We start from the raw sequence: 24,119 nt of genomic DNA on the forward strand, positions 1-24,119 counted from the left end.
TTAGTTTTGAATCTTTGATTTTGTTGTCAACACGAATAGTTGGCTTGAGCGGCCTTCTGAAATAAGCTCAGGGGGCAGTAACAGGGGGAACCAGGTGGGAGTGATTGATTTTTTAGACGTGGCCCGCGCATCCTGCGAAAGTTCCTTGCAAGTCAAGGCGGAGTTTGTCAAGCAGGGCTTGGAAGATGTGATCGAGGCTGCCGATGCCCTGGCCGGAGCCTTTGCCAGGGGCGGCAAAGTTTTGGTCTTCGGTAACGGAGGTTCTGCCGCGGATGCCCAGCATCTGGCTGCGGAACTGGTAAACCGCTTTATTTTGGAGAGGCCGCCCTTGCCGGCCTTGGCCTTGACCACGGACACCAGCATCATAACCGCCATTGGAAACGACTATAGTTTTGATGAGGTTTTTTCCAAACAGGTCAAGGCCCTGGGGGAAAAAGGGGATATAGCGCTCGGCATCTCAACCTCCGGCTCTTCGGCCAATGTGCTCTTAGCCCTGGAGGCGGCCAAGGAAAAGGGACTTTTCACCATGGGGCTCACCGGCCAAAAACAAGGCGGCATGACAAGCCTCTGCGATATACTCATAAGCGCCCCCAGCCTGGAGACCCCGCGCATTCAGGAGGTCCACGGCCTGGTGGTGCATCTGCTTTGCGAACTTGTTGACCTGAAACTCTTTGGACACAGTCAATGAAAATAAAACCCGCGGATCTCGGCAAGCTTAAATTATGCGACCTTGACACCAGGCCCTCCAAAGTGGAGAAGGATCGGCTCGGCAAGCCCTGGCGTCCCGGCGGCGGGCTGGCCGAATTCATAGAGACCCTGCCCGGTTTTCTGGCCGCGGATGACTTGAGAAAAACCGCCCGCGCCGTGGTTAAGGCCCGTGAAATGGGCGCTCCGGTGATTCTGGGCATGGGGGCCCATGTTATCAAGGTGGGACTCTCCCCTTTGCTCATAGACGCCCTGGAAAAGTCTGTGATCACAGGGGTGGCCTTGAACGGGGCCGGAATGATCCACGATCTGGAGATGGCCTTGAGCGGCCACACCAGCGAGGATGTGGCCGAGGCCCTGGCCGACGGCAGCTTTGGAACGGCCCGCCAGACCGGCGAATTCATCAACCGGGCCGTGGCTGAAAAGGGCGAAAACGGCCTGGGCCGGGCAGTGGGCGAGGCCCTTTTAGAGGCGTCTCCCCCCAACCTGGAGCTGTCCCTTTTGGCCGCTTGCGCCAGGCTGGACCTGCCGCTTACCGTGCATGTTGCGATCGGTTCGGATATTATTCACATGCATCCCAGTTTCGACGGCCAGGTCACAGGCCGGGCATCTCATTTTGATTTCCGGCTTCTGGTGAGTCAGGTTGGGGAGTTGAAGCATGGGGTGTTTTTCAATGTGGGGTCGGCCGTGGTCTTGCCCGAGGTTTTTCTCAAGGCCTTGAGCGCCGCCCGCAATTTGGGTATGGATGCCCACGATTTCACCACGGTGAACCTGGATATGATCCGCCACTACCGTCCCATGACCAATGTGGTGAGCCGTCCGGTCATGACCGGCGGCGAGGGGCTTTTCATCACAGGCCACCACGAGATCAATTTGCCCTTGGTTTTGGCCATGGTGGCCGAGCTTAGGCAGGGGAAGAGCATATAACTCCCCTTGCATTATTGCGGCAAGGGGCTTATGTCATGAGTTAAAGGGAAGAAAAATGCGGGTTGCCGGGTGAAATGCCAAAAGGCCAAAAGCGAGCGGCAACCCGTCTACCATATTGAACCGAATTCTGAAAGGAACGGATCATGCCCATCTATGAATATCATTGCAGTGATTGTGGCAAGGATTTTGAGATCCTGGTCTTTAAGAGCGACGAAAAAGTGACCTGCCCGGAGTGCAAGTCCGAAAAGGTGGAGCGCCTTTTGAGCGGCTTTGCCCACAAATGCGACGGCCCCATGGTCTCTTCCTCGGGTGGCGGCTGCTCTTCCTGCAGCGGCGGCTCCTGCTCCAGTTGCCATTAATTCAAAGGCAAGGGAGTTGACACCATTGCACCGCCAAGTGGTTATCGCCACCAGGGGAAGTAAGCTGGCCTTGGCCCAGGCAGAGCTGGTGGCCCGGGAACTTACGCAGGCCAACCCCGGCCTCCTCGTGGACCTTAAAATCATAAAGACCAAAGGCGACAAAATCCTGGATGTACCCCTGGCCAAGGTGGGGGGCAAGGGTCTTTTTGTCAAGGAAATAGAAGAGGCTCTCATAGACGGCAGGGCCGATCTGGCGGTGCATTCCATGAAGGACATGCCCGCCGAGCTTCCCCAGGGACTCATACTCGGCGCGGTGACCGAAAGGGAAAACCCGGCCGATGTTCTGGTCCTGGCAAGGTCCGGCTCCTTAAACTCCTTACCCCAGGGGGCCAGGGTGGGCACCAGCAGTCTGCGCAGGGCTGCCCAGCTTCTGGCCGTACGTCCTGATTTTTCGATTGTATCCATCAGGGGCAATGTACAGACCAGGCTGAAAAAGCTGACGGAACTGAATCTGGATGCCGTGGTGCTTGCCTCGGCCGGACTCAGGCGGCTCGGGCTTGGCCGGGACATGAACCTGGAGGAGCTGGGGCCGGATGAGCTGTTGCCCGCTGTGGGCCAGGGGGCTCTGGGTATAGAGATCCGTGAGAACGACGAGCTGGTGAGAGAGCTGGTCTCCAAGCTGAACCATCCTGAGACCGCCTATGCCGTCCAGGCGGAGAGGGCTTTTTTGGCTCGTCTGGAAGGCGGCTGCCAGGTTCCCATTGCGGGTTATGCCCAAATAAAGGCTAACCAGCTCCATCTCAAGGGGCTGGTCGCCAGCCTGGACGGAACCAGGGTGATCATCGCCCGGGCCGCAGGCCCCAGGGAAAAGGCTGCGGATTTGGGCGAAAAGGTGGGCCTGGAGGTTTTGGACCAGGGAGGGGCGGAGATATTGCGGGAAGTTTACGCGCCCTCCGGGGAAGAAATGGGCAAGGTCTATCTGGTCGGGGCCGGTCCGGGTGATCCCGAACTGCTTACCCGAAAGGGAGCCCGCTGTCTGGCCGAGGCCCAGGTGGTGGTATACGACTTCCTGGCCAACCCTGAGCTTCTGGCCTTGGCTCCTTTGGACGCCGAGAAAATTTACGTTGGTAAAAAAGGCGGCGACCACACCATGAGCCAGGAGAATATCAACGAGCTCCTGGTCAATCTGGCCTTAAAGGGTCTGGTGGTTACGCGGCTCAAAGGCGGAGACCCCTATGTCTTTGGCCGGGGCGGCGAGGAAGCCAGCGCGCTATATCATAAAAATGTGCCGTTTGAGGTGGTGCCCGGCATAACCAGCGCCATCAGCGCTCCTTCGTATGCGGGCATACCGGTTACAGACCGCAGGTGCTCCACTGAAGTGGCCTTTGTGACCGGCCATGAAGATCCCTCCAAGCCGGATTCGACCATAAACTGGTCGGCCCTGGCCGGTATGGGCACCCTGGTCTTTCTCATGGGAGTCAAGAATCTGCCCATGATCTGCGACCGCCTGATGGAAAACGGCAAACCGGCAAACACCCCTTGCGCCATTGTGCGCTGGGGAACCACGCCCAAACAGGTGACCTTGACCGGCACCTTGGCCGACCTGCCGGAAAAGGTGCAAAAGGCAGGGCTCAGACCGCCTGCGGTGACCATTGTGGGCGATGTGGCCGGGCTGCGGGACGAGCTTTTGTGGTATGAAAAACTGCCGCTCTTTGGCCGCAGGATCATGGTTACCAGGGCCAGGGGACAGGCCAGCAAGCTGACAAAGGCCCTGGGCAAGCTGGGCGCGGAGATTCTCGAAACCCCCACTATTGCCATTAAGCCGCCTTCTGATCCCCGACCCTTGCGCCATGCGGTTTTGCAGTTGCATAAATACGACTGGCTGGTTTTCACCAGCCCCAACGGGGTGACCGCCTTTGCCCACGCCCTTGCCGCTTCAGGCAAGGACGCCCGCGATCTGGCCGGGCTTAAGCTGGCCACCATAGGCCCCGCCACGGGCAAGGCCCTTTCAGTGATCGGCGTTAAACCGGATCTGGTGGCCAAGACCTTTGTGGCCGAGGGCCTTTTGGAGTCCATGAGCGAGTATGACCTTCAGGATGCCAGGGTCCTTTTGCCCAGGGCGCTTAAGGCCAGGGAGCTTTTACCCGAGACCCTGCGCTCCCAAGGGGCCCATGTGGATGTGGTCTGCGCCTATGAAACCGTGGCCCCCGAAGGCGTCAGGGAAGAGGTGATCCAGGCCCTGGACCAGGGACTGGACGCGGTGACCTTTACCGCCAGCTCCACGGTTTCAAACCTGATGAAGCTTTTGTCGGATCAGGAAAAGGAGCGTTTCGCCTCCCTTACCCGTGAAGACAAACTGAAGGTGGCGGCCATTGGGCCGATTACCGCCGGAACAGCCGAAGAATATGGCCTTAAGGTGCACTTCATGCCCCAGGCCTACACCATAGACGACCTGGTCAAGGCCGTTAAAGACGGCTTCAGCGAAAAATGAGCTTAACTGATCAGCACCGGAAATCGATCCTGGACGGGTTGAACGAGGCCCAGACCTATGCCGTGACCCAGGGCAAGGGCCCCATGTTGGTAATAGCCGGAGCGGGCACGGGCAAGACCCGCACCCTGGTGCACAGGGTGGCCCACCTGGTTGAGCAGGGCGTGGATGCAAACAGCATTCTTCTGCTCACCTTTACCAGGGCCGCGGCCAGCGAAATGCTTACCCGGGCCAGGGAGCTTAACCCGGCCTGCGCCGATGTTCAGGGCGGCACCTTTCATTCCGTGGCCCACAGGCTTTTGCGGACCTATGGCGAGTCCATAGAACTTCCCAGAAGTTTCACCATTATAGATCCGGCTGATGTGCAGCAGATCATAAAGGGAGTGGTGGCGGAGCTGGGGGTGAAGCAAAAGGGCGACCGCAAGTTTCCCAGAAACCGCACCATAGCCGACCTGATCAGCAAGTCCCGCAACCTTGAGCTGAGTCTGGAAGAAACGGTCTTCAGGCATGCCGAGCAGTTGGCGGGTTATCTGGACCGGCTGGAAAGGGTGGCCAAGGCCTTTACCCAAGCCAAAAGGGATCAGGCCCTGGTGGATTATGACGACCTTTTGTTCCTGACCGAGGAGCTGTTAAAGACCCAGCCCCATGTGCGCAAGGAACTCGGACACAGGTGGCGTTATATTCTGGTGGACGAGTATCAGGACACCAACGCGGTGCAGGCCAGGCTTTTGGAGTGGCTCACCACAGAGCACCAGAACGTCATGGTGGTGGGTGACGATGCCCAGTCCATCTACGCCTTCAGGGGAGCCAGGGTGGAGAACATCCTTGAGTTCCCCAAGCGCTTTATCAATACCAAGGTGGTGAAGCTGGAGCGCAACTACCGCTCCACCCAGCCCATTTTGGACCTGACCAACGAGGTGATCTCCCGGGCAGAGGAGGGCTTTGCCAAAAACCTCTATACCGAAAAGACCGGCGGAGTCAGGCCTGAGTTGCTGCGCCCCAGGGAGCAGAAGGCCCAGTCACGCCAGGTTATGGAACGCATTCGCGAACTTTTGGACCAAGGGGTGAGGCCCAAGGAAATAGCGGTTATCTTCCGGGCCGGAAGGGATTCCTTTGACCTGGAATCCGCCCTGAGGGCCGAGAGGCTGCCTTTTGTAAAATACGGCGGGATCAATTTTGTGGCCCTGTCCCATGTAAAAGACGTCATGGCCCATTTGAGGGTTCTGGCCAATCCCCTGGATTTTCTTTCCTGGCAAAGGCTTTTGATGCTTTTGCCCAAGGTGGGGCCCAAAACCGCTCAGCAGATCATAGCCTATCTGGTTGACTTGAATTCGCCTGAGGAATACGGGCCCAAGTTGGCTTCTTTGCCCCAGGCAACCAAGTATCCGGGGCTTAAAAACCTCTCGGAATTATTTGTCAGCCTGGCCCGCCCCAATGCCGAACCCATTCGGCTGATGGAGGAAGTCCTGGAGTATTACGAGCCCATCTGCGTGGATGCCTATGAGGATTATCCCAGAAGGCTCAAGGACTTGAAAGAACTCCCCGGACTGGCGAGCCAGAGTTCGACTCTGTGGGAGTTTTTGGCCGATACAGTCCTGGATCCTCCGGCCGGGGAGCCGGGCGAGGTCCCGGCGGACCCCCTCACCTTGAGCACGGCCCATTCGGCCAAGGGCAAGGAATGGCCGCATTTGTTTGTAATTTGGGCCTCTGAGGGGCGTTTCCCGGCCTTTGCGGCCATGGATGATCCCCAGGCCGTGGAGGAAGAGCGCAGGCTCATGTATGTTGCCTGCACCAGGGCGGCCAAGAGCCTGACCATTTTTTCTCCCCAGGAACAGTATTTTGAGGGGACCGGCTTCAGAAGGCTGGATGTGAGCCGCTTTTTGGATGATTTGCCCCCTGAAATGCTGAAAAAACCGCAAAAGGGACCGATCTTCCCAGTTCCCGAGCCCAGCTCTCCGGAATCCCGGGGCAGTATGAGCCAGGCCAGGCCTTACAAGGTGGGGGCCAAGGTCAGTCACCAGGCTTTTGGCCAGGGCAAGGTCATGGGCTACAAGGGGAATGATAAAATTCTGGTCCATTTCGGCTCCCATGGCCTGAAGACGCTCATGTTGCGCCTCGCCAATCTTTCTTCCGTTTAGGAAGCCGTGAAAAAAGGCCGGATGCCAAGAATTTAAGTTCTGTAAAAAGTCCGGCTCAAGCTTCGTCTTCTGGCCGGATTACAAAAATACGGCAGGCCTTGGCCTTTAAAGCGGTTAATAGAAGTCAGGTGCGTGTTTGCAGGGTCAATTTTCCTCTGGGCTGAAATGTGTTTTTGGAATATCTTGGAGTGATCTTTAATATGAGCAAAGGCGCGCACCTGTGGTGGAGACCATGGAACAATACCAAGAAAACCTGAAAAAAATCTACGAGCTGCAGAAATTCGGCATCAAACTGGGGCTGAGCTCCACGGAAAACCTGCTTTCCCGTTTGGGAAATCCCCATAAATCGCTCAAATGCGTGCACCTGGCCGGAACCAACGGCAAGGGGTCGGTGGCTGCGATGGTTGACGCGACCCTGCGCGAAGCGGGCTATGAAACCGGCATGTATGTTTCTCCTCACCTGGTCAGATTTACCGAGCGTTTCAAGGTGGGCGGCCGGGAAATTGAAAAAGAGGATGTACTAAGAATAAGCCGGAAGGTTTGGCAGGTGGTGGATGAAAGGGAGCCCCCCACATTTTTTGAATTTGTAACCGCCATGGCCTTTGTCTGGTTTGCCGAGAAAAAGGCGGACCCGGTGCTTCTGGAAACCGGGATGGGCGGACGCCTAGACGCCACCAATATCTGTTCGCCCCTGGTTTCGGTTATCACCACTCTTGGCCTTGAGCATCAGGAATACCTGGGGCCGACTCTGGCCCACATCGCCAGGGAAAAGGCGGGTATAATAAAACCGAAAGTGCCTTGTGTACACGGAGTTTTGCAAAAAAGCGCCAAAAAGGTGATAGAAGATACGGCCCGTTCCCTGGAATCTCCCGTGGTGGCCAGGGGAAGAGATATTTTTTTCCGCAGATTAAAGGATGGATCATTTAATCTGAAAGGAAGAAAGTGGGACTTAAAAGGGCTCAGGACCAGCCTGGCCGGCAGACACCAACCTTCAAACGCCTGTTTGGCCCTGGGGGTGCTGGAAGAGCTTTCCTTCCACGGATACGAGATAAATGAAGAGCATATACGCCGGGGACTGGCCGGGGTGCGCTGGCCCGGGCGTTTGGATAAAGTGAGTCACAAAGAGGGGGAGCCCGCCATCTGGCTGGACGGGGCCCATAACGTGCCCGCGGCCAAGGCCCTGGTCGAGAGCCTGGACGAGGTCAGGGGCGCGAGCTCCCGGCTGATTATGGTTCTGGGAGTCATGGCCGATAAAGACCTTCGGCACATTCTGGGGCTTTTGACTCCGGCCGCAGACAAGGTGATCTTCAGCCGCCCACACTACAAAAGGGCGGCGGATCCCCAGGTGCTGGCCGAGGCGGCGCCCAGGGGCCTGGACTACGAAACGGAAAAGGATCTCAAAGAGGCTGTCAAAAGGGCCGTCCGCCTGGCCGGTCCGGATGGAGCCGTCTTGATAACCGGTTCTCTGTTTACAGTAGGGGAGGCCCTGTCCTTTTTGGAGACCGATTGACACTAATAAAATGCGGGTATTGTCAAAGCGACTTGCCTTGCATCCGGTCATTTGCTAGGCTGCGACAGCGGATATGTCATATGCCCCCAAGTAAGGGGTGAGGAGGCGATAGTGTTTGGAAGCGGGCGCTTAGCGCGATTGGCGATCTTGGTTCTTTGCCTGACGGCTGTGTTTGCGGGTGTTGAGACCCAGGCATGGGCCCAGAGCGAACTTATCAGGGTGAATGCCCAGGGCCCGGTGGATATCAGGGCGGACTATGTGGAATACGATGAGCGGACCTTGGCCTACTCTGCCAGAGGCGAGGTCGAGATTAAGCGGGGCGCCGTCAGTATTTATGCGGATAAAGTACGCCTGGACAGCCAGACCCTGGTGGCAGAGGCCGAAGGCAGGGTGCGCATGGTCACGGTCGAACATGTGATGACAGGCGACCGCATGGCCATTGACCTGCAGGCAAGCACAGGCAAGATCTACAACGGCATTGTCTTTGTCAAGGCCAATCACTACTACTTAAATGGTGAAGAGATCGAGAAAACCGGGCGCGACACCTTTAAGTTGCGCAACGGCTTTTTCACCACCTGCGACGGCTCCGACCCTGACTGGAAATTCACCGGCAAGGAGCTGGATGTCACCCTGGACGGATACGGCAGGGCCGAAGACTCCACCTTTCGCTTCATGGATGTTCCCCTGATCTGGCTGCCCAAGGTGATATTCCCGGCCAAATTCAAACGCCAATCCGGCCTGTTGGCCCCCATGATGGGAATGTCGGACAGGGACGGCTTTGTCTACAACCAACCTTACTTCCTGACCCTTGGCGAAGACCAGGACGCCACTATCACCCTGAACATGATGACCAAGCGCGGGGTGGACCTGGGCCTGGAATATCGCTATAACCGCAGGGAAGAATCCAAGGGCATGGTTATGTTCGACTTCATGCCCGAAGACGGCATGGCCTCCGAGCTGCACGAGAAGGGCGAGATCGAAAGCCCTTACAACACCCGCTACTGGTTCCGCATGAAATCAGACGGCACCATGTTCGATGACCTGATTACAGTCAAGACCGACATCGACCTGGTAAGCGATGTTGATTTCCTTAAGGAATTCAACCAGGGGCACAGCGGATATTCTTCTTCTCTGAATCGTTTTTCCGAGTGGTTCGGCAGGGATCTGGATCCCAGGACCTCGACCATCAGGACCAGCAAGGTAAACTTTGCCCGCTCCTGGACCAACACCTCTTTTAACGGCACTTTTTATTATTACGATAACCTCTTGACCGACAATAAGCGCACCTTACAGGAGCTGCCCTATTTGTCCTACACCGCCACCAGGCAGGCCCTGGGTGAAACGGGGCTCTATTTCTGGATGAAATCATATTACCGGTATTACTACCGGGAAAACGGAGCCACCGGAAACGTGGCCGACTTGAGCCCCTCGGTCTCCCTGCCGCTTAACTTTAACGACTACCTTACATTGGAGCCGCGGTTCACCTATAGTCCCAGGCTCTATGCCGTGACCGCTGACGATTGGGACCGGGAGCTTTCAAGCGGCGCTATTAAAAAAATTACCGAGGATCCGGACCATAACAAGACCGGCATCAGCCAGGACTGGAAGTTTCAAACCCTGGCCTCGACCTATCTGTTCAGGGTCTTTGATTTCGGCTCGGCCGAGGATCCCTTTAAGATCAAGCACGCCATGCGGCCCAATGTCACCTATACCTTCCGCCCCAACCAGGAGGATGAAGAAGAAGACATGGCCACACTGGCCAGGCGCAACATCACCCTGACGAATCAGGTCGCCTATGGTATAAACAACACCTTCACCAGCAAGGTGATGGGTAAAAACGAGACAACAGGCGACATTGAACCGATTTATCAAGAATTTTTGCGCATAGCTATAAATCACAGCTTTGACCTTGCCCGTTACAGGGGCGGCAATGACCCGGTTTACGACCGCAACCGCTATTGGGGCGCAGTCACCGGCCGCTTGGAGTTCGAGCCTTCGGACTATATCTATGTGGAGGCAGACACCTCCTGGAACCTTTATGACAACCGGTTCACCAGGATAAACGCAGAAGTCTCCCTGGAGGATAAACGCGGCGACTCCATAACCCTGGACTATCGCAACACCTATGACAGGGTGAACCAGCTGCGCGCGGAACTTAAGGTCGCCATCAATCAGGAATGGTCCGTGAGCTACATCAACCACAAGGACTTCAAGGAAGAGTTTGACTTTGAAGAAACCTATGAAGTGGCTTACGAGGGACAGTGCTGGGGCATAAAGGCCATGGTTACGGATTCCCATTTCCGGGATTCCGGTTTCTGGCTGGTCTTCAGCCTCGGCGGATTCGGCGATATCTTTGGCTACGGCCAGATGAACAGCAGTACTAACTGAGTAATATTTTAAGGAAAAATGGCGGCCCGACCCGGTTTTTTCCGGGTTGGGCGATTAATCATGGCCAGATGCCCCCGGGTTTGGTATTATTCCTTCCCGAGCAATTTTAGTGGGCTACCCTCTTGACAGATGGGTTTTTTTCGCCTATAAATACAGCTTTTGTAGGCGTGAACAGGCCATACTAAAATCCATTAAAAAATAACTGATAGAGGCCCGGCTTAAAAAATGCAGAAGACATACGTGGCTAAACAAGATGATATTTCCCGCGACTGGCTCGTGGTGGATGCTAAGGACCTGATTCTGGGACGCTTGGCCTCCCAAGTGGCTATGCGGTTGCGCGGCAAGCATAAACCTTCTTTCTCTCCTCACCAGGATACAGGCGATTTTGTGGTGGTGGTCAATGCCGAAAAGGTAAGGCTCACCGGCCGCAAGTGGGAGCAGAAAAAGTACCACCATCACAGTGGCTACCTGGGTGGCATGAAGACTGTGAACGCCGCCAAATTGTTGGAAACCAAGCCCGAAGAACTGTTGAAACACGCAGTCCGCGGCATGCTGCCCAAAAATAGCCTGGGCCGCAAGCTTATCAAAAAATTGAAGGTCTACGCCGGCCCTGATCATCCCCATGCCGCGCAGAAACCTCAGACTTGGGAGATCAAAGGTTAAAGAATGAGCGAACAACGCTACTACGCCACAGGTAAGAGAAAAACTTCGATTGCCCGCTGTTGGCTACTGCCCGGCGAAGGCAATATCACCGTGAACAAGCGGCCCGCCGACAAGTACTTCCATCGCGAGGTGGACGGCTTTGTGCTGCGTCAGCCCTTGAACCTCACCGAAACTCTGGGCCAGTTCGACGTCATGGTCAACGTGCGCGGCGGTGGTGACTCCGGTCAGGCCGGCGCCATCAGGCACGGCATCGCCAGGGCTCTTCTGGAGTACAACCCTGAGTTGCGCGGGGTCTTGAAAAAAGCCGGGTTCCTTACCCGCGATCCCCGAAAGAAAGAGCGAAAGAAGTACGGTCAGCGTGGCGCAAGGGCCAGGTTCCAGTACTCCAAACGCTAGATCCTGTTATTCTCGGAATTACTGGGGAAGGTCCGCAAGAGTGGGCCTTCCCTTCTTTTTTGCGCGTGTAAGGGGAGGGTCAAAGTGGCTAACGTCTCAATCATCGGAGCAAGTGGATATACTGGTGCGGAGTTGATGCGGCTGATCTCAGCTCATCCTGATCTTGACCTTAAGGCGGTGAGTTCCAGACAGTTTTGCGGCCAGCCGGTGGAACAGGTTTTCGGAGCGCTTGGAGGTGAAGTCACGCTTTCTTTTGTGGAGCCGGACCATGAAAGCCTGGTCAAGGATATTGATCTGGTATTTTTAGCCGTGCCTCATCAGGCGGCAATGAACGCCGTGCCCGATCTTATGGCGGCCGGGGTAAAGGTTGTTGACCTTTCTGCTGATTTCCGCATCAAAGACGCTTCGCTTTATGAAAAGTGGTATGTGCCGCACACCTGCCCGGAGTTTCTGGCCGAAGCGGCCTATGGTCTGCCCGAGTTTAACAGAGAGCTGATAAAAAAGGCCAGGCTCACAGCCAATCCGGGCTGTTATGTAACCAGTGTGATAATGCCTTTGATTCCCCTGCTGCGTGACGGCCTTCTTCAGAGAGAGGGCATTATAGCCAACAGCGCTTCTGGCGTATCCGGCGCCGGGCGCAAGGCCTCCCTGAACCTGATTCACGGCGAGGTGCATGAGAATTTCAAACCCTATGCCGTGGCCGGACACAGACACACCCCCGAGATGGAACAGGAACTTTCCCTGGCCGCGGGCGGAGAGGTCCGTCTGACTTTTACACCCCATCTTTTGCCGATGGATCGGGGAATCCTCTCCACCATTTATGCCAAGCCCGCAGACAAGGTGAGCGAAAAGGAAATATACGTCTCTTGGGAAAAAGCCTTCTCAAATGAACCTTTTGTTCGCATTCTTCCCGAAGGGCGGCTTCCGGCCACCAAAGAGGTTAGGGGAACCAACCGGGTGCAGATCGGCCTTGCCAAGGACCCCAGAAGCGGCCTTATGAAGATTTTTTCAACTTTGGATAACATTACCAAGGGAGCCTCCGGACAGGCCCTTCAGAACGCCAATTTGATGCTGGGGATGGATGAGGGGCTTGGATTGACCGGTTTGGGGCAGACCCCGTAGAAACGATCTGAATTGGAAACATTTTGGCAAAGAATGGCGGGCTGCTACCCGCCCTTTGACGCTCTTGACCAATCAACGGAAGATCCGGGGCCGGAGGATCAGAGGACTCTGGCCTTGGTGCTGGCCTATTGCGGCGATGCCTTTTTAGGTTGGCAGGTTCAACCCAAGGGCTCCACAGTTCAGGGAGCTTTGGAGTCCTGTTTGACCAGGCTCTGCAACGAACCCATTCGGGTGGCGGCCAGCGGCAGGACAGATGCCGGAGTTCATGCCTGGGGCCAGGTGGCCAGTTTCACCACAAACAGTAATTTAAGCCTTGAACGCATGGAAAAGGGCCTTAAGGCCATGTTGCCGCCTGAGGTCTGTCTACGCGGCCTGGGACAGGTGCGTCCCGGTTTTCACGCACGTTATGACGCCAAGGCCAAGACCTATGACTATTTTATTTGGCCCGGGAAAAAAGGACGCCTTTTTTTGCAAAATCGGGTATGGGATCTTGACCGTGATCTAAATGCCGGGAGAATCAAGGAAGCTTTGGCCGGGTTGCCGGGAGACCGGGATTTAAGGGCCATGGCAAGCCAGGGAGTGGAGGTCAAGGGTTCCACTGTGCGCAGGGTGCTCGCCGCCGAGCTGGCCCAGGAACCCGGCGGTCCTTGGCGCATCAGCCTGACGGCAACCGGCTTTTTGCGTCATGTGGTTCGCAACCTGGTCGGCACCCTGGCCCAAATAGGCTGGGGCAAGCTGCCGCCCGAGGCGCTTTTTGATATGCTAGAGGCTGGAAATAGATTTCACCCTGGTCCCAAGGCGCCTGCCGGAGGGCTTTACCTTAATCGGGTGTATTATGATCATCCCTTGCATCTGAACACGCAAGTTCTTTAAAAAATGAGTCTTATGTTAGGAGGCTAGAGATAAATGAAGGGTATCGTTTTAGCTGGCGGGTTGGGCACCAGGCTGCACCCGCTGACCAGAATAACCAACAAACACCTCCTGCCCGTCTATGACAAGCCCATGGTGTTTTACCCCATCCAAGCTTTGGTAAACGCCGGAATCAAAGACATCATGGTAGTGACCGGCGGCAACAATGCCGGTGACTTTTTACGCCTTTTGGCCAATGGGGCTGATTTTGGGCTTAGGCATCTGAACTACGGCTACCAGGAAGGCGAGGGTGGTATTGCCGCAGCCTTGAAAGTTGCCGAACCCTTTGTCGAAGGCCACCGCATCTGCGTGGTGTTGGGTGACAATATTATTGAAAAATCAATAAAAGGCGCGGTGGATGCCTATAAGGCCCAGCCCAGCGGCGGAAAGATTCTTTTAAAAGAGGTGCCCGATCCCCAGAGGTTCGGGGTGCCTGTTTTTGATGAGAACAACCGCGTCATAAGAGTTGAGGAAAAGCCCGCCGATCCCAAGAGCCCCTATGCGGTGACCGGAATTTACATGTATGACGCCGATGTCTTTGAGATTATAAATACCCTGAAACCCAGCGGCCGGGGGGAGCTGGAGATAACCGATGTGAACAACGCCTACCTTGAGCGCGGAGACCTGACCTATGATGTGCTCGACGGCTGGTGGGCGGATGCGGGCACCTTTGACAGCCTGCTCAAGGTCAGCAACCTGGTGGCCCGGACCGGCGCCAACAACCTGTAGCGGTTGATCAAAAGAAGCCTGACTGCGCCTATTGGGCCGGAGTCAGGCTTCTTTTTTTTCTTCCACTGTATCTTTTATGGTGGTGTAGATCTGCCTGAAGGCCGCGTTAAAAGAACCCAGGCTGAGTCGGCCGGTTTCAATGAATTTAACGGCAATTTCCTTGCTGGCCCGCAGATAGGCCTCTTGATCCTGGTCAAGCTTGCCCGGGGTGGGAGTCTGATTGTTCTGTGCGGCCATTTACGGCTCCTTGGTTTTTTAGCATAGGGTTGAAGGCCGGGTGGATCGGTTGGGTAAAAAGGCTCTCGGCCAAAGCCGGTGGTTGCCCGCCGGATGGAAGAAGGCACATTCTAACACATCCCGGCGGGGCCGCCCGACCCAAGAATGAACCCTTAAGCACATCCCCGACCCTGCCAAACTTAGCAAAACCATGATTGCCGCGCAAGCGGGCCTTCAAACGGAAAACCTGTTTTGGCCGGATTGCGTGCCGTGTGCTATATGTCTAGAGTATGGACAAGCAGATAAAAAACAACAGAGTCAGGGTTCTGCCCGAGGCCGTGGCCAACCAGATCGCCGCGGGCGAGGTGGTGGAGCGTCCGGCCAGTGTGCTTAAGGAACTGGTGGAAAACTCCCTGGACGCCGGGTCCACCCGCATAGGGGTGGAGGTTCAGGGCGGAGGCCGCCGTTTGATCAGGGTGGTGGACAACGGACACGGCATGGAGCCCGATGACATGCTCCTGGCCCTGGAGCGCCACGCCACCAGCAAGGTGCTCAGGGCGGAGGATTTGGTTAGCGTCTCCACCCTGGGATTCAGGGGCGAGGCCCTTCCGAGTGTGGCTGCGGTGAGCAAGCTCTTGATGAGGTCGCGCACGGCCCAAAACGAGGTGGGCTCGGAGCTGAAGGTGGTGGGCGGCTCCATTCGCGAAGTCAAGGAAACCGGCTGCCCGGTCGGCACCCTGATCGAGGTGAAGGATCTGTTTCACAACACTCCGGCCCGCCGCAAATTTTTAAAGAGCGCGACCACCGAGAACAGCCATCTCACCCAAACCATGTTTCGCCTGGCCCTGGCCAATCCCAAAGTGGCTTTTCGGTTTAAAAGCGGCTCCAGACAGGTTTTCGACCTGCCCGCCACAGACGATCTCAAAGGCAGGGTGGCCGCGCTTTTGGGGCGGGATACGGCCGCCCGGATGGTGCCCCTTTATGAGGAGTCCGGGCCTTTGTTCATAACCGGCCTGGCCGGTCTGCCGAGCCTCAGCCGCACCGGGTATGACCAGGTGTACACCTTTGTCAATGGCCGCTATGTGCGGGACAAGGTTTTGATACACGCGGTGGGCCAGGCTTATCTGGGGCTTTTTGCGGAGCGTAGAAGGCCTGTCATGGTTGTGCATGTCAGACTGGACCCCGCCTTGGTGGATGTGAACGTGCACCCCGCCAAAACAGAGGTCAGGTTCAGGGAGGCCAACCTTGTGCACGATGCTTTTGTACAGGGGATCAGAAGGGGGTTGGCCCAGTCGCAGGAAAAAGAGCCTGCCGGGCCCGCAACCACGGCCAGGACCTTTTCCCGGCCATATCAGCCGGAGACTGCGCCTGTGAACCCCCTGCCCAGGGTGGCCGAGCCCGGATTGCCAGAGCCTGAACAAGGGCGTAAATCCTGGTTGAAAGATGATTTCTCATCCGGGATCAACTACCGCCCAGGCCGGACGGAACAGCTGAACACCATATCCACACCGGCCTTGGATTCCTTTGCAAGCACTCCCCCGGAGTCTTCTGTTGAACCGGGAAAGACGCCGGGTTTCAAACCCCGCCCATTATTTGAACCGGCCGGTGACGTGACGGTTTTGGGGCAACTTCACAACCTGTATATTGTCTGCGCCTGGCCCAAGGGGCTTCTGATCATAGACCAGCACGCAGCCCATGAGCGTTTGGCCTATGACCGCATGCGCCGGGGGCTTGAACAGGGGCACTGCCCCAGGCAGGGGCTGTTGTCGCCGGTAACCATGGAGCTGACCCCGGTCGAGGCGGATTGGGCCGCTCGTCAGGCGGAAGACTGGTCCCGCCTGGGCCTGGTCTTGGAGCCTTTTGGCGGCCTGACCTGGGCCATAACCGCCATACCTCAGTTTTTGATGGGCAAGGACCCGGCCCCGGTGGTGCGGGATCTTCTGGCTGAACTGGCCCAGTCCGGAGTAAGCGCCTCCACCCCGGAGTTTGCCGAGGTGAGCCTGCGTTCTCTGGCCTGCCGTTCGGCCATTAAACAGGGCCAGCATTTAAGCCATGCCGAATTGAATGACCTGGCGGCAAAGGTGGCCTCACTGCCGCCGCCGGTTACCTGCCCTCACGGCAGGCCGGTTATGCTGGCCGTTTCGGCTTATGAGCTGGGACGGTTGTTCAAGCGAAGCGAGACCAAGGAAGATGACTGACCAAAACGCCCTAATGGTGCTGGTGGGACCCACTGCGGTGGGCAAGACCTCTGCCTGCGTAAAACTCTGCCGGTCCTTTGGGGCCGAAGTGGTGGGCGCGGACAGTGTGCAGATCTACCGGAGGCTGGATATCGGCAGCGCCAAGCCCACCTTGGCTGAACAGGCCCTGGCTCCCCATCACATGGTGGACGTGGTGGACCCGGACGAACCCTTTGACGCGGCCCGCTATGTGGAGATGGCAGACCGGGTCATCGCTGATCTGCACCAAAGAGGGAGGCGCGCCCTGGTGGCCGGGGGGACCGGGCTTTATATCAAGGCGCTTTTACACGGCCTGGTTCCGGCGCCGGAGGTTGATCCGGCTCTACGGGCTGAGCTCAGGCGTGAATGGGAGGATAAAGGCCTTGATTTCATGCATGGGAAGCTTTGCCGCCTGGACCCAGGGGCAGGGGAGCGTATCCATAAAAACGACCGCCAGAGGGTCCTGAGGGCGCTTGAGGTGTGTATCCAGACCGGCAGGCCCTTTAGCGAACGTCAGACCGGTCATGGCTTTCAAAAAGACCGGTATAAACACCTTATGGTGGGCCTTATCCGGCCCAGGGAAGAACTTTTTCAAAGAATAGCCGAGCGCTCGCGCCTGATGTGGGAGAATGGTTTTGTGGAGGAGGTCAGGGGGCTTTTGGATTCCGGGGTCCCGCCGGACGCCAAGTCTCTTAAAACCCTGGGGTATCGGCAGGTGGTGGCCATGCTGACGGGGCAAATCGGCAGTGATGAGGCCCTGGAGCAGACCATACGCGACACCAGGGCCTATGCCAAAAGGCAGTTGACCTGGTTCAAGGGGATGAAAAACATACATTGGCATGCCCCTGACGATCTTGAGGCCATAGCCGATAAAGCCTCCGAAATATGGCCCATACAGGTTTAGGGTAAAACTGGTAAATTTACCGGCGGTGTGGAGTAAGCCGTTGATTCGGGCCGGGAAAATTCGGCAATATTCTTGTAAAAGGCCCTGGGGCCTTGGCATCTGCAAAATTACAGGACGGCCCCAAAAAAACTGTATACCCAGACCAACCGCAAGTTGAAAGATTCCGTAAAAATGTTCGCACCCATTGATCAGGGGCGAGTCATTTATGCTTAACAAGGCAGGAGAAGACAATGAAACGCCTTTTGTGGGCTATGGTTTTGATTGTGAGCTTCACTTCCTTGCCAGCCATGGCAATGATGGGCGGCAAAACGACTACCCTGGTAACCCTGGGGCGCGCCCCGGCTAATGAAAATGCGGCTCAGGGCCGGGAACAGGCCATACGACAGGCCCTTAAGTCGGCTGTGGCCAGGATTGCCATTGAAATGGTCGATCCGGCCACCCTGCGCACCAAGCTCAGGGAGTTGGACCAGGCCATTCTCACTGATCCGGGACGTTTCGTGGATACCTTCACTCCCCTGGCCGACAGTGTGGAAGGCGGCGACGTCTTGGTCCTCACTTCCATTGAGGTGAATCGGGTGGCCCTTGATCAGGCCCTCGCCGCCAAGGGACTGCGCTTGCCCGCAGCCCGGCTGGCCGAGGCCCTGGTTCTGGTGGCCGAGGAATCCTCGCCGGGCAGGCCGGCTTTTTTCTGGTGGTCCGGTGCGCCCGGCGCTCCGCCTGCTCCGCCCCTGGTGGCCAGAACCCTGAGATCTTTGGGAGTGAAGATAAGCGAGGTCTCTCCTCTGGTGGGGCAAGTGCCGTCTTCGGCCAAGACCGATGTACTCACCGAGGAACAGGCTCTGGATCTGGGAAAGTTGGCCGGTGCGGGCCTGGTTTTGTTGGGCAGGGTCAGGACATATCCCCTGATTACTCCGGAAGGCCAGTCACCCCAGCCGGTGGCCCAGCTTGAGCTTTTGGATGTCAAGGAGGGAAGGGTTCTCGGCACCGATGAAGTGGAGGGGCCGATTTACCGCGGCACTCCGGGCCCGGAGGCCTCCCAGGAGGTGGCCAAGGCGGTGCAGGGGGCTGTTCGCAGGCTTTTGGAAAAGGTTACCGGAGCGGAGAAGGAGACCGGCGAGGGCAAGAGCGGCGAGTTGACCATGGTGGTGACCGGTGTGCGCAATCTGGGGCAGCTTTACCGGTTTGAAAAAGTGCTGGCTTCTCTTAGTTCCATGGTTGCCTCTGTGCGTAGAAATTCCTTGGGAGCAGGCGAGGCCACTTTGACTTTGAAAATAAAAGCCCCGCCGTCCGAATTGGCTGACTTGCTTCTTTTGCAGCAATTTAAAGAGTTTCTGGTTAATGTAGTGGAAATAGAGCCGGAAATGATGAAAGTTGTGCTGATTCCTCGTTGAAGTTTCTTGACATAACGCAGGGCCGCTGGTAGAAACTTGGCTCTAGTGCAAAGGCGCGTAGCTCAGGGGGAGAGCGCTACCCTGACACGGTAGAGGTCCCGGGTTCAAATCCCGGCGCGCCTACCAAATTCACCCTCTCCACGGTTCGGCGAACAAAGCCGACGAGGCCTTTTCGCTAAGCGCGGAGGGCAACGACTGACATAGGGTCGGTCCGGGGATCAGGGTTTTTTTTATTTTAGGGGCGTGTGAATAGTGTCCGCCGAGCAGATGACAGCAAGGGAATGTCTGGAGCAGTTAGATAAAAAGGCCGCCAAAAAGGCTGTGGCCGCCCGAACTACGGAGGGAGGTCTGCTTGATTTGACCGCCTTGGTTGGGCCCGATGCTGCTTTGACCCCTGTTCTGCCGGGTGAGGCCGAAGCCCTTGATGTCCTGCGTCACTCCACGGCCCACGTCATGGCCGAGGCGGTGCAGGAACTTTTCCCCGGCGTGAAAGTGGCCATCGGCCCCTCCATCGAAGACGGCTTTTACTACGACTTTGAGTATGAAAGGCCCTTTACTCTGGAGGATCTGCCTGCCATTGAGAATAAAATGGCGGAGCTCATCAAGGCCAACACCCCGTTCAAAAGACGCATGATTCCCAAGGCCGAGGCCCTTTCCCTGTTCAGTTCACAGGGCGAGGACTACAAGGTCGAGCTGATTGAGGACCTGGAAGACGGCCAGATCAGCCTCTATGACCAGGGCGGCTTTACAGACCTGTGTCGCGGCCCCCATCTGCCCGCAACCGGCAGGATCGGAGCCTTCAAGCTCCTGAGCGTAGCCGGAGCCTATTGGCGGGGGAATGAAAAAAATAAGATGCTGAGCCGTATTTACGGCACGGCTTTTTGGGATAGAAAAGAGCTGAAGCACCACCTGGCCCTTTTGGAAGAGGCCAAGAAGCGCGACCATCGCGTTTTGGGGCGTCAGCTGGATCTGTTCTCCTTTAATGACGAAGTCGGCGCAGGGTTGGCCATATGGCACCCGAAGGGCGCTATGCTTCGTTACCTCATTGAGGAGTTCGAGCGCCAGGAGCACTTGCGCCGGGGCTACGACATGGTTCAGGGGCCTCTCATCCTCAAAAGGGAATTGTGGGAGCGTTCCGGGCATTTTGACAACTATCGGGAGAATATGTATTTCACCGAGGTTGACGAAATCCAGTACGGCATCAAGCCCATGAACTGTCTGTCCCATATGCTGATCTACAAATCCAGGCGACGCAGCTATCGCGATCTTCCCATGCGCATGTTCGAGCTGGGCCTGGTGCACCGTCATGAAAAATCAGGCGTTATGCACGGCCTTACCAGGGTGCGCGCCTTCACCCAGGATGACGCCCATCTGCTCTGTACTCCGGAGCAGCTTCAGGACGAGATTCTGGGAATCATGAACCTGGTCACGGATATGATGGATCTCTTTGGTTTTGAGTACTCCATGGAGCTCAGCACCAGGCCGGAAAAATCCATTGGAACCGATGAAGACTGGGAAAGGGCCACAGAGGCCCTGCGAAAGGCCCTTAAGGCCAGCGGACGCGAGTGGGAGCTCAACGAGGGCGACGGCGCCTTTTACGGGCCCAAAATCGATGTGCAGCTCACCGACGCCTTGAAAAGGCGTTGGCAGTGCGCCACCATCCAGTGCGACTTCACCCTGCCCGAGCGTTTTGATCTCACCTATACTGCTCCTGACGGCAGCGCTCAGCGTCCTGTGATGCTGCATCGAACCATCTTAGGCTCTTTGGAGCGCTTCATCGGGATTTTGATTGAGCACTATGCCGGCGCCTTCCCCTTGTGGCTGGCTCCCGAACAGGTTAGGATCTTGACTGTTACCGAAAGAGCCGACGAATGGGCCAAAGAGGTCAAGGCTGGTCTCCAGGCTGCCGGTTTCAGGGCCGAGGCCGACCTCAGAAATGAAAAATTGGGGGCCAAGGTCCGCGAGGCTCAGGTAGAGAAGATTCCCTACATGATCATCCTGGGAGACAATGAAGCTAAAGACAGAAAAGTCACTCCCAGGTTGAAGAGCGGTAAAAATCTGGAAGCCATGTCGCTTGACGAGCTGATTGCACTCTTTAAAGAGGAAGTATCAGCTCCCTTTGACCAGATGAGAGCCAAAGCTGCACAAAGGGATTCCAAACCCTCTGGAAATAATGCATGATATAATTAAATCCAGGGCTTGATAATTTTTGCCGTTACAGCAAAAATTATCAAGCTTGTGGTGTGTTTTATTATTTAAACCTAGGATAAGGAGGAAAGGGCCATAGCCAAGCAACAGCGCGTTAGGGTGAATAACATGATCAAGTCGCCCATGGTGCGCCTGATTAACGCCGAGGGTGAACAGGCAGGCATCGTTTCCATTGAGGATGCCAACAGATTGGCTCACGATGCCGGTCTGGACCTTGTGGAGGTTGCTCCCAACGCCGACCCGCCGGTCTGCCGTGTAATGGACTACGGTAAGTATAAGTACCAGCAGGCTAAAAAGGCGCAAGAGGGGAAAAAGAAACAGGCGCAGACTCAGGTCAAGGAGATGAAGTTCAGGCCTAAAATTGCAGACCATGACTTCAACTTCAAAATGCGTAAGGTGCTCACCTTCCTGGAGGAACACAACCGAGTCAAGGTCTCGGTGCAGTTCAGGGGCAGGGAAATCGCCTACAAGGACTCCGGCAGGCAGCTATTGGAAAGAGTCGCCCAGGAAGCCGAGGATCTTGCCGTGGTGGTGGCGATGCCCAAGATGGAAGGTCGCTTTATGACCATGGTGCTGGCACCCAGATAGGTTTTTTGCCGAAAAAAAACGGTGGTTTTTTCTCAATTGCTGGCAAGCTTTAGCCCGGTGCCGTATAATGCAACCCTTGCCCAGCGATAAGGGTGGTGTGTCTTTTGTGCGGTGATTGCACCCGGCGCATACTACTATGGTCCCTTCTTTAGTTAGCTGCGGCCCTTTATAACGGAGTTTAAAATGCCCAAGATTAAAACCAATCGTGCAGCGGCCAAGCGCTTCAAGGTTACGGGAAAAGGCAAGTTGAAAAGGAACAAGGCCTATGCCAGCCACCTGCTCAACTGCAAAAGCCCCAAGCAAAAACGCAACCTGCGCAAAAGCGCCATCGTGGACGCCACTAATTCCAAGGGATTGCGCAGACTGCTGCCCAATCTGTAGATTTTTGCGAGTTTAGGAGATATAGACAATGCCCAGAGCAAAACGCGGTTTCAAGGCCAGAAGGCGCCGCAATAAAGTTCTGAAACAGGCCCGCGGGTTCCGTGGCGCCAGGGGAAGGCTCTTCCGTATCGCCACCGAGAGCGTGGACCGGGCCATGTCCTTTGCCTACCGCGACCGGAAAGTCAAAAAACGCGATTTCAGGCGTCTTTGGATTGTCCGGATCAACGCTGCCGTGCGCGAGCACGATCTGAGCTATTCCCGATTTATCGGCGGCCTTAAAAAGGCCAATGTCGAATTGGATCGGAAAATCTTGGCCGACCTGGCTGTCAGTGACCCCGCCGGATTCGCTGCCGTAGCCGTCCTGGCCAAAGAGGCTTAAGCCAGACAGCGCCGCAAGGGCTTCCCAAGAGGGTGGTCTTTTTCGCCAAAAGGGCAACCGGAAAAATGCTTGGCTACCCGCACTGAGGCTCATGAACCGATCGGTTCATGAGCCTTGGCATAAGGCTTCTGAAAAATGGCCTCCCATTGGAGCCGCTGTTAAAGGCCTGCCAAAGGATTTTAATCAAACCCGGCGAACGGGCACTGCTGATTAAACAAGCCCAAGGCAATATAAAACCGCCAAGCGAAACTAAGAGCGTGTCGGAAAATCCGACCCAGGATTTTTCCTCAGGAGTTATCATTAATTTTTTATTGGTAACTTCCCTACGCCACGTAACTTTTAAAGCTAAGTGGCGTGCGCGGGCCTTCACCCCACGGGTTTCCGAAAGGCTTCGTTTTTCGAAGCCCGCCCTTGGCCCGCTTCGGGAGCCTTTAGCAGACAGGCTCTTAGGTCGCCTGAATAAAACCCGGCGAACGAGGGGGCTAAATGCTCGACCAACTTGAATCTATCAGGGACAACGCCCTTGCAGCCATTAGTGGGGCCCAAAACCCTGCTGAGCTGGATGCGCTGAAAACCAGATTTTTGGGGCGCAAGGGTGAACTGACCCAGCTCTTACGCAAAACCGGCTCTTTGCCCGCTGATCAAAGGCCCTTATTCGGCCAAACCGCCAACCAAGTAAAGCAAAAGGTGCAAGAGGCCCTGGACCAGAAGGCCGAGGAACTCGAACAGGCTCAAAAGGGTCGGGCCGAAGGCACTGAAGACGTCACTCTGCCCGGCATCAGGCCCAAGAGGGGCAGACTACACCCGGTGACCCAGGCTGAGCGGTTGATATTAAGCGTCTTCACCCAAATGGGTTTTGACGTGGCCGAAAGTCCTGAAGTGGAACTGGACTGGTATTGCTTCGAGGCACTGAACATGCCTCCCGACCATCCGGCCAGGGACATGCAGGACACCTTTTACGTTGCTCCCGACGTGGTCTTGCGCACCCACACCAGCCCGGTTCAGATCAGGACCATGGAGGCCCATAAGCCGCCAGTGCGCATTGTCTGCCCGGGCAAGGCTTTCCGCCGGGATTCAGACGCAACCCACACCCCCATGTTTCACCAGGTTGAAGGCCTCATGGTGGATAAAGGCATTTCTTTTGCCGATTTAAAAGGCGTTCTCACCACCTTTGTCCGTCAGATCTTCGGCTCAGATACTCCGGTGCGCTTCCGCCCCAGCTTCTTTCCCTTTACCGAGCCCAGCGCCGAACTCGATATCGGCTGCGCGAATTGCAAGGGCAAGGGCTGCCGGGTTTGCAGCCACACAGGCTGGCTGGAAATTCTGGGCTCCGGAATGGTCGATCCCAATGTCTTTGCCAATGTGAACTACGATCCCAAAGAGGTGAGCGGCTTTGCCTTTGGCATGGGTATAGAGCGCATTGCCATGTTGCTTTGGGGTATAGACGATCTTCGCATGTTCTACGATAACGATCTCAGGTTCCTGCGCCAGTTCTGATCATA

The 24,119-nt window shown here is 56.3% G+C and carries 21 protein-coding genes and 1 tRNA gene; 21 read left to right on the forward strand and 1 reads right to left on the reverse strand.

All coding sequences use genetic code 11. The annotated features are described in order from the left end of the window. Positions 1-94: 94 nt before the first annotated feature. From X474_RS22040 to X474_RS22095, 12 genes are all read left to right on the forward strand, one after another. Positions 95-688: a D-sedoheptulose 7-phosphate isomerase gene (locus tag X474_RS22040; RefSeq protein WP_231688368.1), complete on the forward strand. Its 594-nt coding sequence runs from the start codon at positions 95-97 to the stop codon at positions 686-688. Next, on the forward strand, positions 685-1,632 hold the full coding sequence (locus X474_RS22045) for a GSU2086 family protein (protein ID WP_044352020.1): 948 nt from the start codon (positions 685-687) through the stop codon (positions 1,630-1,632). The genes X474_RS22040 and X474_RS22045 overlap by 4 nt, the downstream gene beginning before the upstream one ends. Before the next feature lie 143 nt (positions 1,633-1,775). Next, entirely contained in the window at positions 1,776-1,991 is a 216-nt protein-coding gene (locus tag X474_RS22050; protein ID WP_044352021.1) for an FmdB family zinc ribbon protein, read from the forward strand. A gap of 25 nt (positions 1,992-2,016) precedes the next feature. After that, positions 2,017-4,482, forward strand: a complete 2,466-nt coding sequence (hemC, locus tag X474_RS26970) for a hydroxymethylbilane synthase (protein ID WP_231688369.1) — start codon at positions 2,017-2,019, stop codon at positions 4,480-4,482. Beyond that, on the forward strand, positions 4,479-6,617 hold the full coding sequence (locus X474_RS22060; RefSeq protein WP_044352022.1) for an ATP-dependent helicase: 2,139 nt from the start codon (positions 4,479-4,481) through the stop codon (positions 6,615-6,617). Before hemC ends, X474_RS22060 begins: the two co-directional genes overlap by 4 nt. A gap of 232 nt (positions 6,618-6,849) precedes the next feature. Beyond that, positions 6,850-8,127 (forward strand): bifunctional folylpolyglutamate synthase/dihydrofolate synthase, encoded by a 1,278-nt coding sequence (locus X474_RS22065; RefSeq protein WP_044352199.1) that lies wholly within the window; start codon positions 6,850-6,852, stop codon positions 8,125-8,127. Positions 8,128-8,265: 138 nt separating this feature from the next. After that, entirely contained in the window at positions 8,266-10,515 is a 2,250-nt protein-coding gene (locus X474_RS22070) for an LPS-assembly protein LptD (protein ID WP_044352023.1), read from the forward strand. Between the two features lie 225 nt (positions 10,516-10,740). Next, on the forward strand, positions 10,741-11,178 hold the full coding sequence (rplM, locus tag X474_RS22075; protein WP_044352024.1) for a 50S ribosomal protein L13: 438 nt from the start codon (positions 10,741-10,743) through the stop codon (positions 11,176-11,178). A 3-nt stretch (positions 11,179-11,181) separates the two neighbouring features. Continuing rightward, on the forward strand, positions 11,182-11,574 hold the full coding sequence (gene rpsI, locus X474_RS22080; protein ID WP_044352026.1) for a 30S ribosomal protein S9: 393 nt from the start codon (positions 11,182-11,184) through the stop codon (positions 11,572-11,574). A gap of 84 nt (positions 11,575-11,658) precedes the next feature. Further along, positions 11,659-12,696 (forward strand): N-acetyl-gamma-glutamyl-phosphate reductase, encoded by a 1,038-nt coding sequence (gene argC, locus X474_RS22085; protein ID WP_082464566.1) that lies wholly within the window; start codon positions 11,659-11,661, stop codon positions 12,694-12,696. A 33-nt stretch (positions 12,697-12,729) separates the two neighbouring features. Next, complete coding sequence (gene truA / locus X474_RS22090) at positions 12,730-13,569, forward strand: tRNA pseudouridine(38-40) synthase TruA (protein WP_052515512.1); 840 nt, start codon at positions 12,730-12,732, stop codon at positions 13,567-13,569. A 33-nt stretch (positions 13,570-13,602) separates the two neighbouring features. Next, positions 13,603-14,334 (forward strand): sugar phosphate nucleotidyltransferase, encoded by a 732-nt coding sequence (locus X474_RS22095; RefSeq protein ID WP_044352029.1) that lies wholly within the window; start codon positions 13,603-13,605, stop codon positions 14,332-14,334. Positions 14,335-14,376: 42 nt separating this feature from the next. Here X474_RS22095 and X474_RS22100 read toward each other — a convergent pair whose 3' ends face one another. Further along, the gene (locus tag X474_RS22100) at positions 14,377-14,571 is read right to left on the reverse strand and encodes a hypothetical protein (RefSeq protein ID WP_044352030.1); all 195 of its coding nucleotides are present in this window, start codon (positions 14,569-14,571) and stop codon (positions 14,377-14,379) included. Positions 14,572-14,840: 269 nt separating this feature from the next. On the opposite strand from X474_RS22100, the gene mutL reads away from it, so the two are divergent. The 9 genes from mutL (at position 14,841) to pheS (ending at position 24,114) form a co-directional block, all read left to right on the forward strand. Continuing rightward, a complete protein-coding gene (mutL, locus tag X474_RS22105; protein ID WP_044352031.1) occupies positions 14,841-16,748 on the forward strand; it encodes a DNA mismatch repair endonuclease MutL in 1,908 nt (635 codons plus the stop codon). Continuing rightward, positions 16,741-17,670 (forward strand): tRNA (adenosine(37)-N6)-dimethylallyltransferase MiaA, encoded by a 930-nt coding sequence (gene miaA / locus X474_RS22110; protein ID WP_044352033.1) that lies wholly within the window; start codon positions 16,741-16,743, stop codon positions 17,668-17,670. Before mutL ends, miaA begins: the two co-directional genes overlap by 8 nt. Before the next feature lie 230 nt (positions 17,671-17,900). Further along, entirely contained in the window at positions 17,901-19,061 is a 1,161-nt protein-coding gene (locus X474_RS22115) for a hypothetical protein (RefSeq protein ID WP_044352034.1), read from the forward strand. Between the two features lie 51 nt (positions 19,062-19,112). Further along, positions 19,113-19,187, forward strand: a tRNA-Val gene (locus X474_RS22120). Between the two features lie 141 nt (positions 19,188-19,328). Next, positions 19,329-21,242: a threonine--tRNA ligase gene (gene thrS, locus X474_RS22125; RefSeq protein WP_044352201.1), complete on the forward strand. Its 1,914-nt coding sequence runs from the start codon at positions 19,329-19,331 to the stop codon at positions 21,240-21,242. A 102-nt stretch (positions 21,243-21,344) separates the two neighbouring features. Next, positions 21,345-21,857 (forward strand): translation initiation factor IF-3, encoded by a 513-nt coding sequence (gene infC, locus X474_RS22130; protein ID WP_044352036.1) that lies wholly within the window; start codon positions 21,345-21,347, stop codon positions 21,855-21,857. A gap of 183 nt (positions 21,858-22,040) precedes the next feature. Further along, positions 22,041-22,238 (forward strand): 50S ribosomal protein L35, encoded by a 198-nt coding sequence (gene rpmI / locus X474_RS22135; protein WP_044352038.1) that lies wholly within the window; start codon positions 22,041-22,043, stop codon positions 22,236-22,238. 28 nt (positions 22,239-22,266) lie between these two features. After that, the gene (gene rplT / locus X474_RS22140; RefSeq protein ID WP_044352040.1) at positions 22,267-22,617 is read left to right on the forward strand and encodes a 50S ribosomal protein L20; all 351 of its coding nucleotides are present in this window, start codon (positions 22,267-22,269) and stop codon (positions 22,615-22,617) included. 486 nt (positions 22,618-23,103) lie between these two features. Next, positions 23,104-24,114, forward strand: coding sequence for a phenylalanine--tRNA ligase subunit alpha (gene pheS / locus X474_RS22150; RefSeq protein ID WP_044352042.1), 1,011 nt, complete (start codon positions 23,104-23,106; stop codon positions 24,112-24,114). The last annotated feature ends 5 nt before the right edge of the window (positions 24,115-24,119 follow it).

This window comes from Dethiosulfatarculus sandiegensis (genome assembly GCF_000931935.2).
GTDB classification, from domain to species: domain Bacteria; phylum Desulfobacterota; class Desulfarculia; order Desulfarculales; family Desulfarculaceae; genus Dethiosulfatarculus; species Dethiosulfatarculus sandiegensis.

Bases quoted from the DNA above. Each gene is read 5' to 3' on its own strand.
- mutL (WP_044352031.1), top strand. From the start codon at position 14,841: ATGGACAAGCAGATAAAAAACAACAGAGTCAGGGTTCTGCCCGAGGCC.
- X474_RS22065 (WP_044352199.1), top strand. From the start codon at position 6,850: ATGGAACAATACCAAGAAAACCTGAAAAAAATCTACGAGCTGCAGAAA.
- rpmI (WP_044352038.1), top strand. From the start codon at position 22,041: ATGCCCAAGATTAAAACCAATCGTGCAGCGGCCAAGCGCTTCAAGGTT.
- X474_RS22115 (WP_044352034.1), top strand. From the start codon at position 17,901: ATGAAACGCCTTTTGTGGGCTATGGTTTTGATTGTGAGCTTCACTTCC.
- rplM (WP_044352024.1), top strand. From the start codon at position 10,741: ATGCAGAAGACATACGTGGCTAAACAAGATGATATTTCCCGCGACTGG.
- truA (WP_052515512.1), top strand. From the start codon at position 12,730: ATGGCGGGCTGCTACCCGCCCTTTGACGCTCTTGACCAATCAACGGAA.
- X474_RS22045 (WP_044352020.1), top strand. From the start codon at position 685: ATGAAAATAAAACCCGCGGATCTCGGCAAGCTTAAATTATGCGACCTT.
- X474_RS22060 (WP_044352022.1), top strand. From the start codon at position 4,479: ATGAGCTTAACTGATCAGCACCGGAAATCGATCCTGGACGGGTTGAAC.
- X474_RS22100 (WP_044352030.1), bottom strand. From the start codon at position 14,571: ATGGCCGCACAGAACAATCAGACTCCCACCCCGGGCAAGCTTGACCAG.
- X474_RS22050 (WP_044352021.1), top strand. From the start codon at position 1,776: ATGCCCATCTATGAATATCATTGCAGTGATTGTGGCAAGGATTTTGAG.
- rpsI (WP_044352026.1), top strand. From the start codon at position 11,182: ATGAGCGAACAACGCTACTACGCCACAGGTAAGAGAAAAACTTCGATT.
- pheS (WP_044352042.1), top strand. From the start codon at position 23,104: ATGCTCGACCAACTTGAATCTATCAGGGACAACGCCCTTGCAGCCATT.
- rplT (WP_044352040.1), top strand. From the start codon at position 22,267: ATGCCCAGAGCAAAACGCGGTTTCAAGGCCAGAAGGCGCCGCAATAAA.
- miaA (WP_044352033.1), top strand. From the start codon at position 16,741: ATGACTGACCAAAACGCCCTAATGGTGCTGGTGGGACCCACTGCGGTG.
- thrS (WP_044352201.1), top strand. From the start codon at position 19,329: ATGACAGCAAGGGAATGTCTGGAGCAGTTAGATAAAAAGGCCGCCAAA.
- X474_RS22095 (WP_044352029.1), top strand. From the start codon at position 13,603: ATGAAGGGTATCGTTTTAGCTGGCGGGTTGGGCACCAGGCTGCACCCG.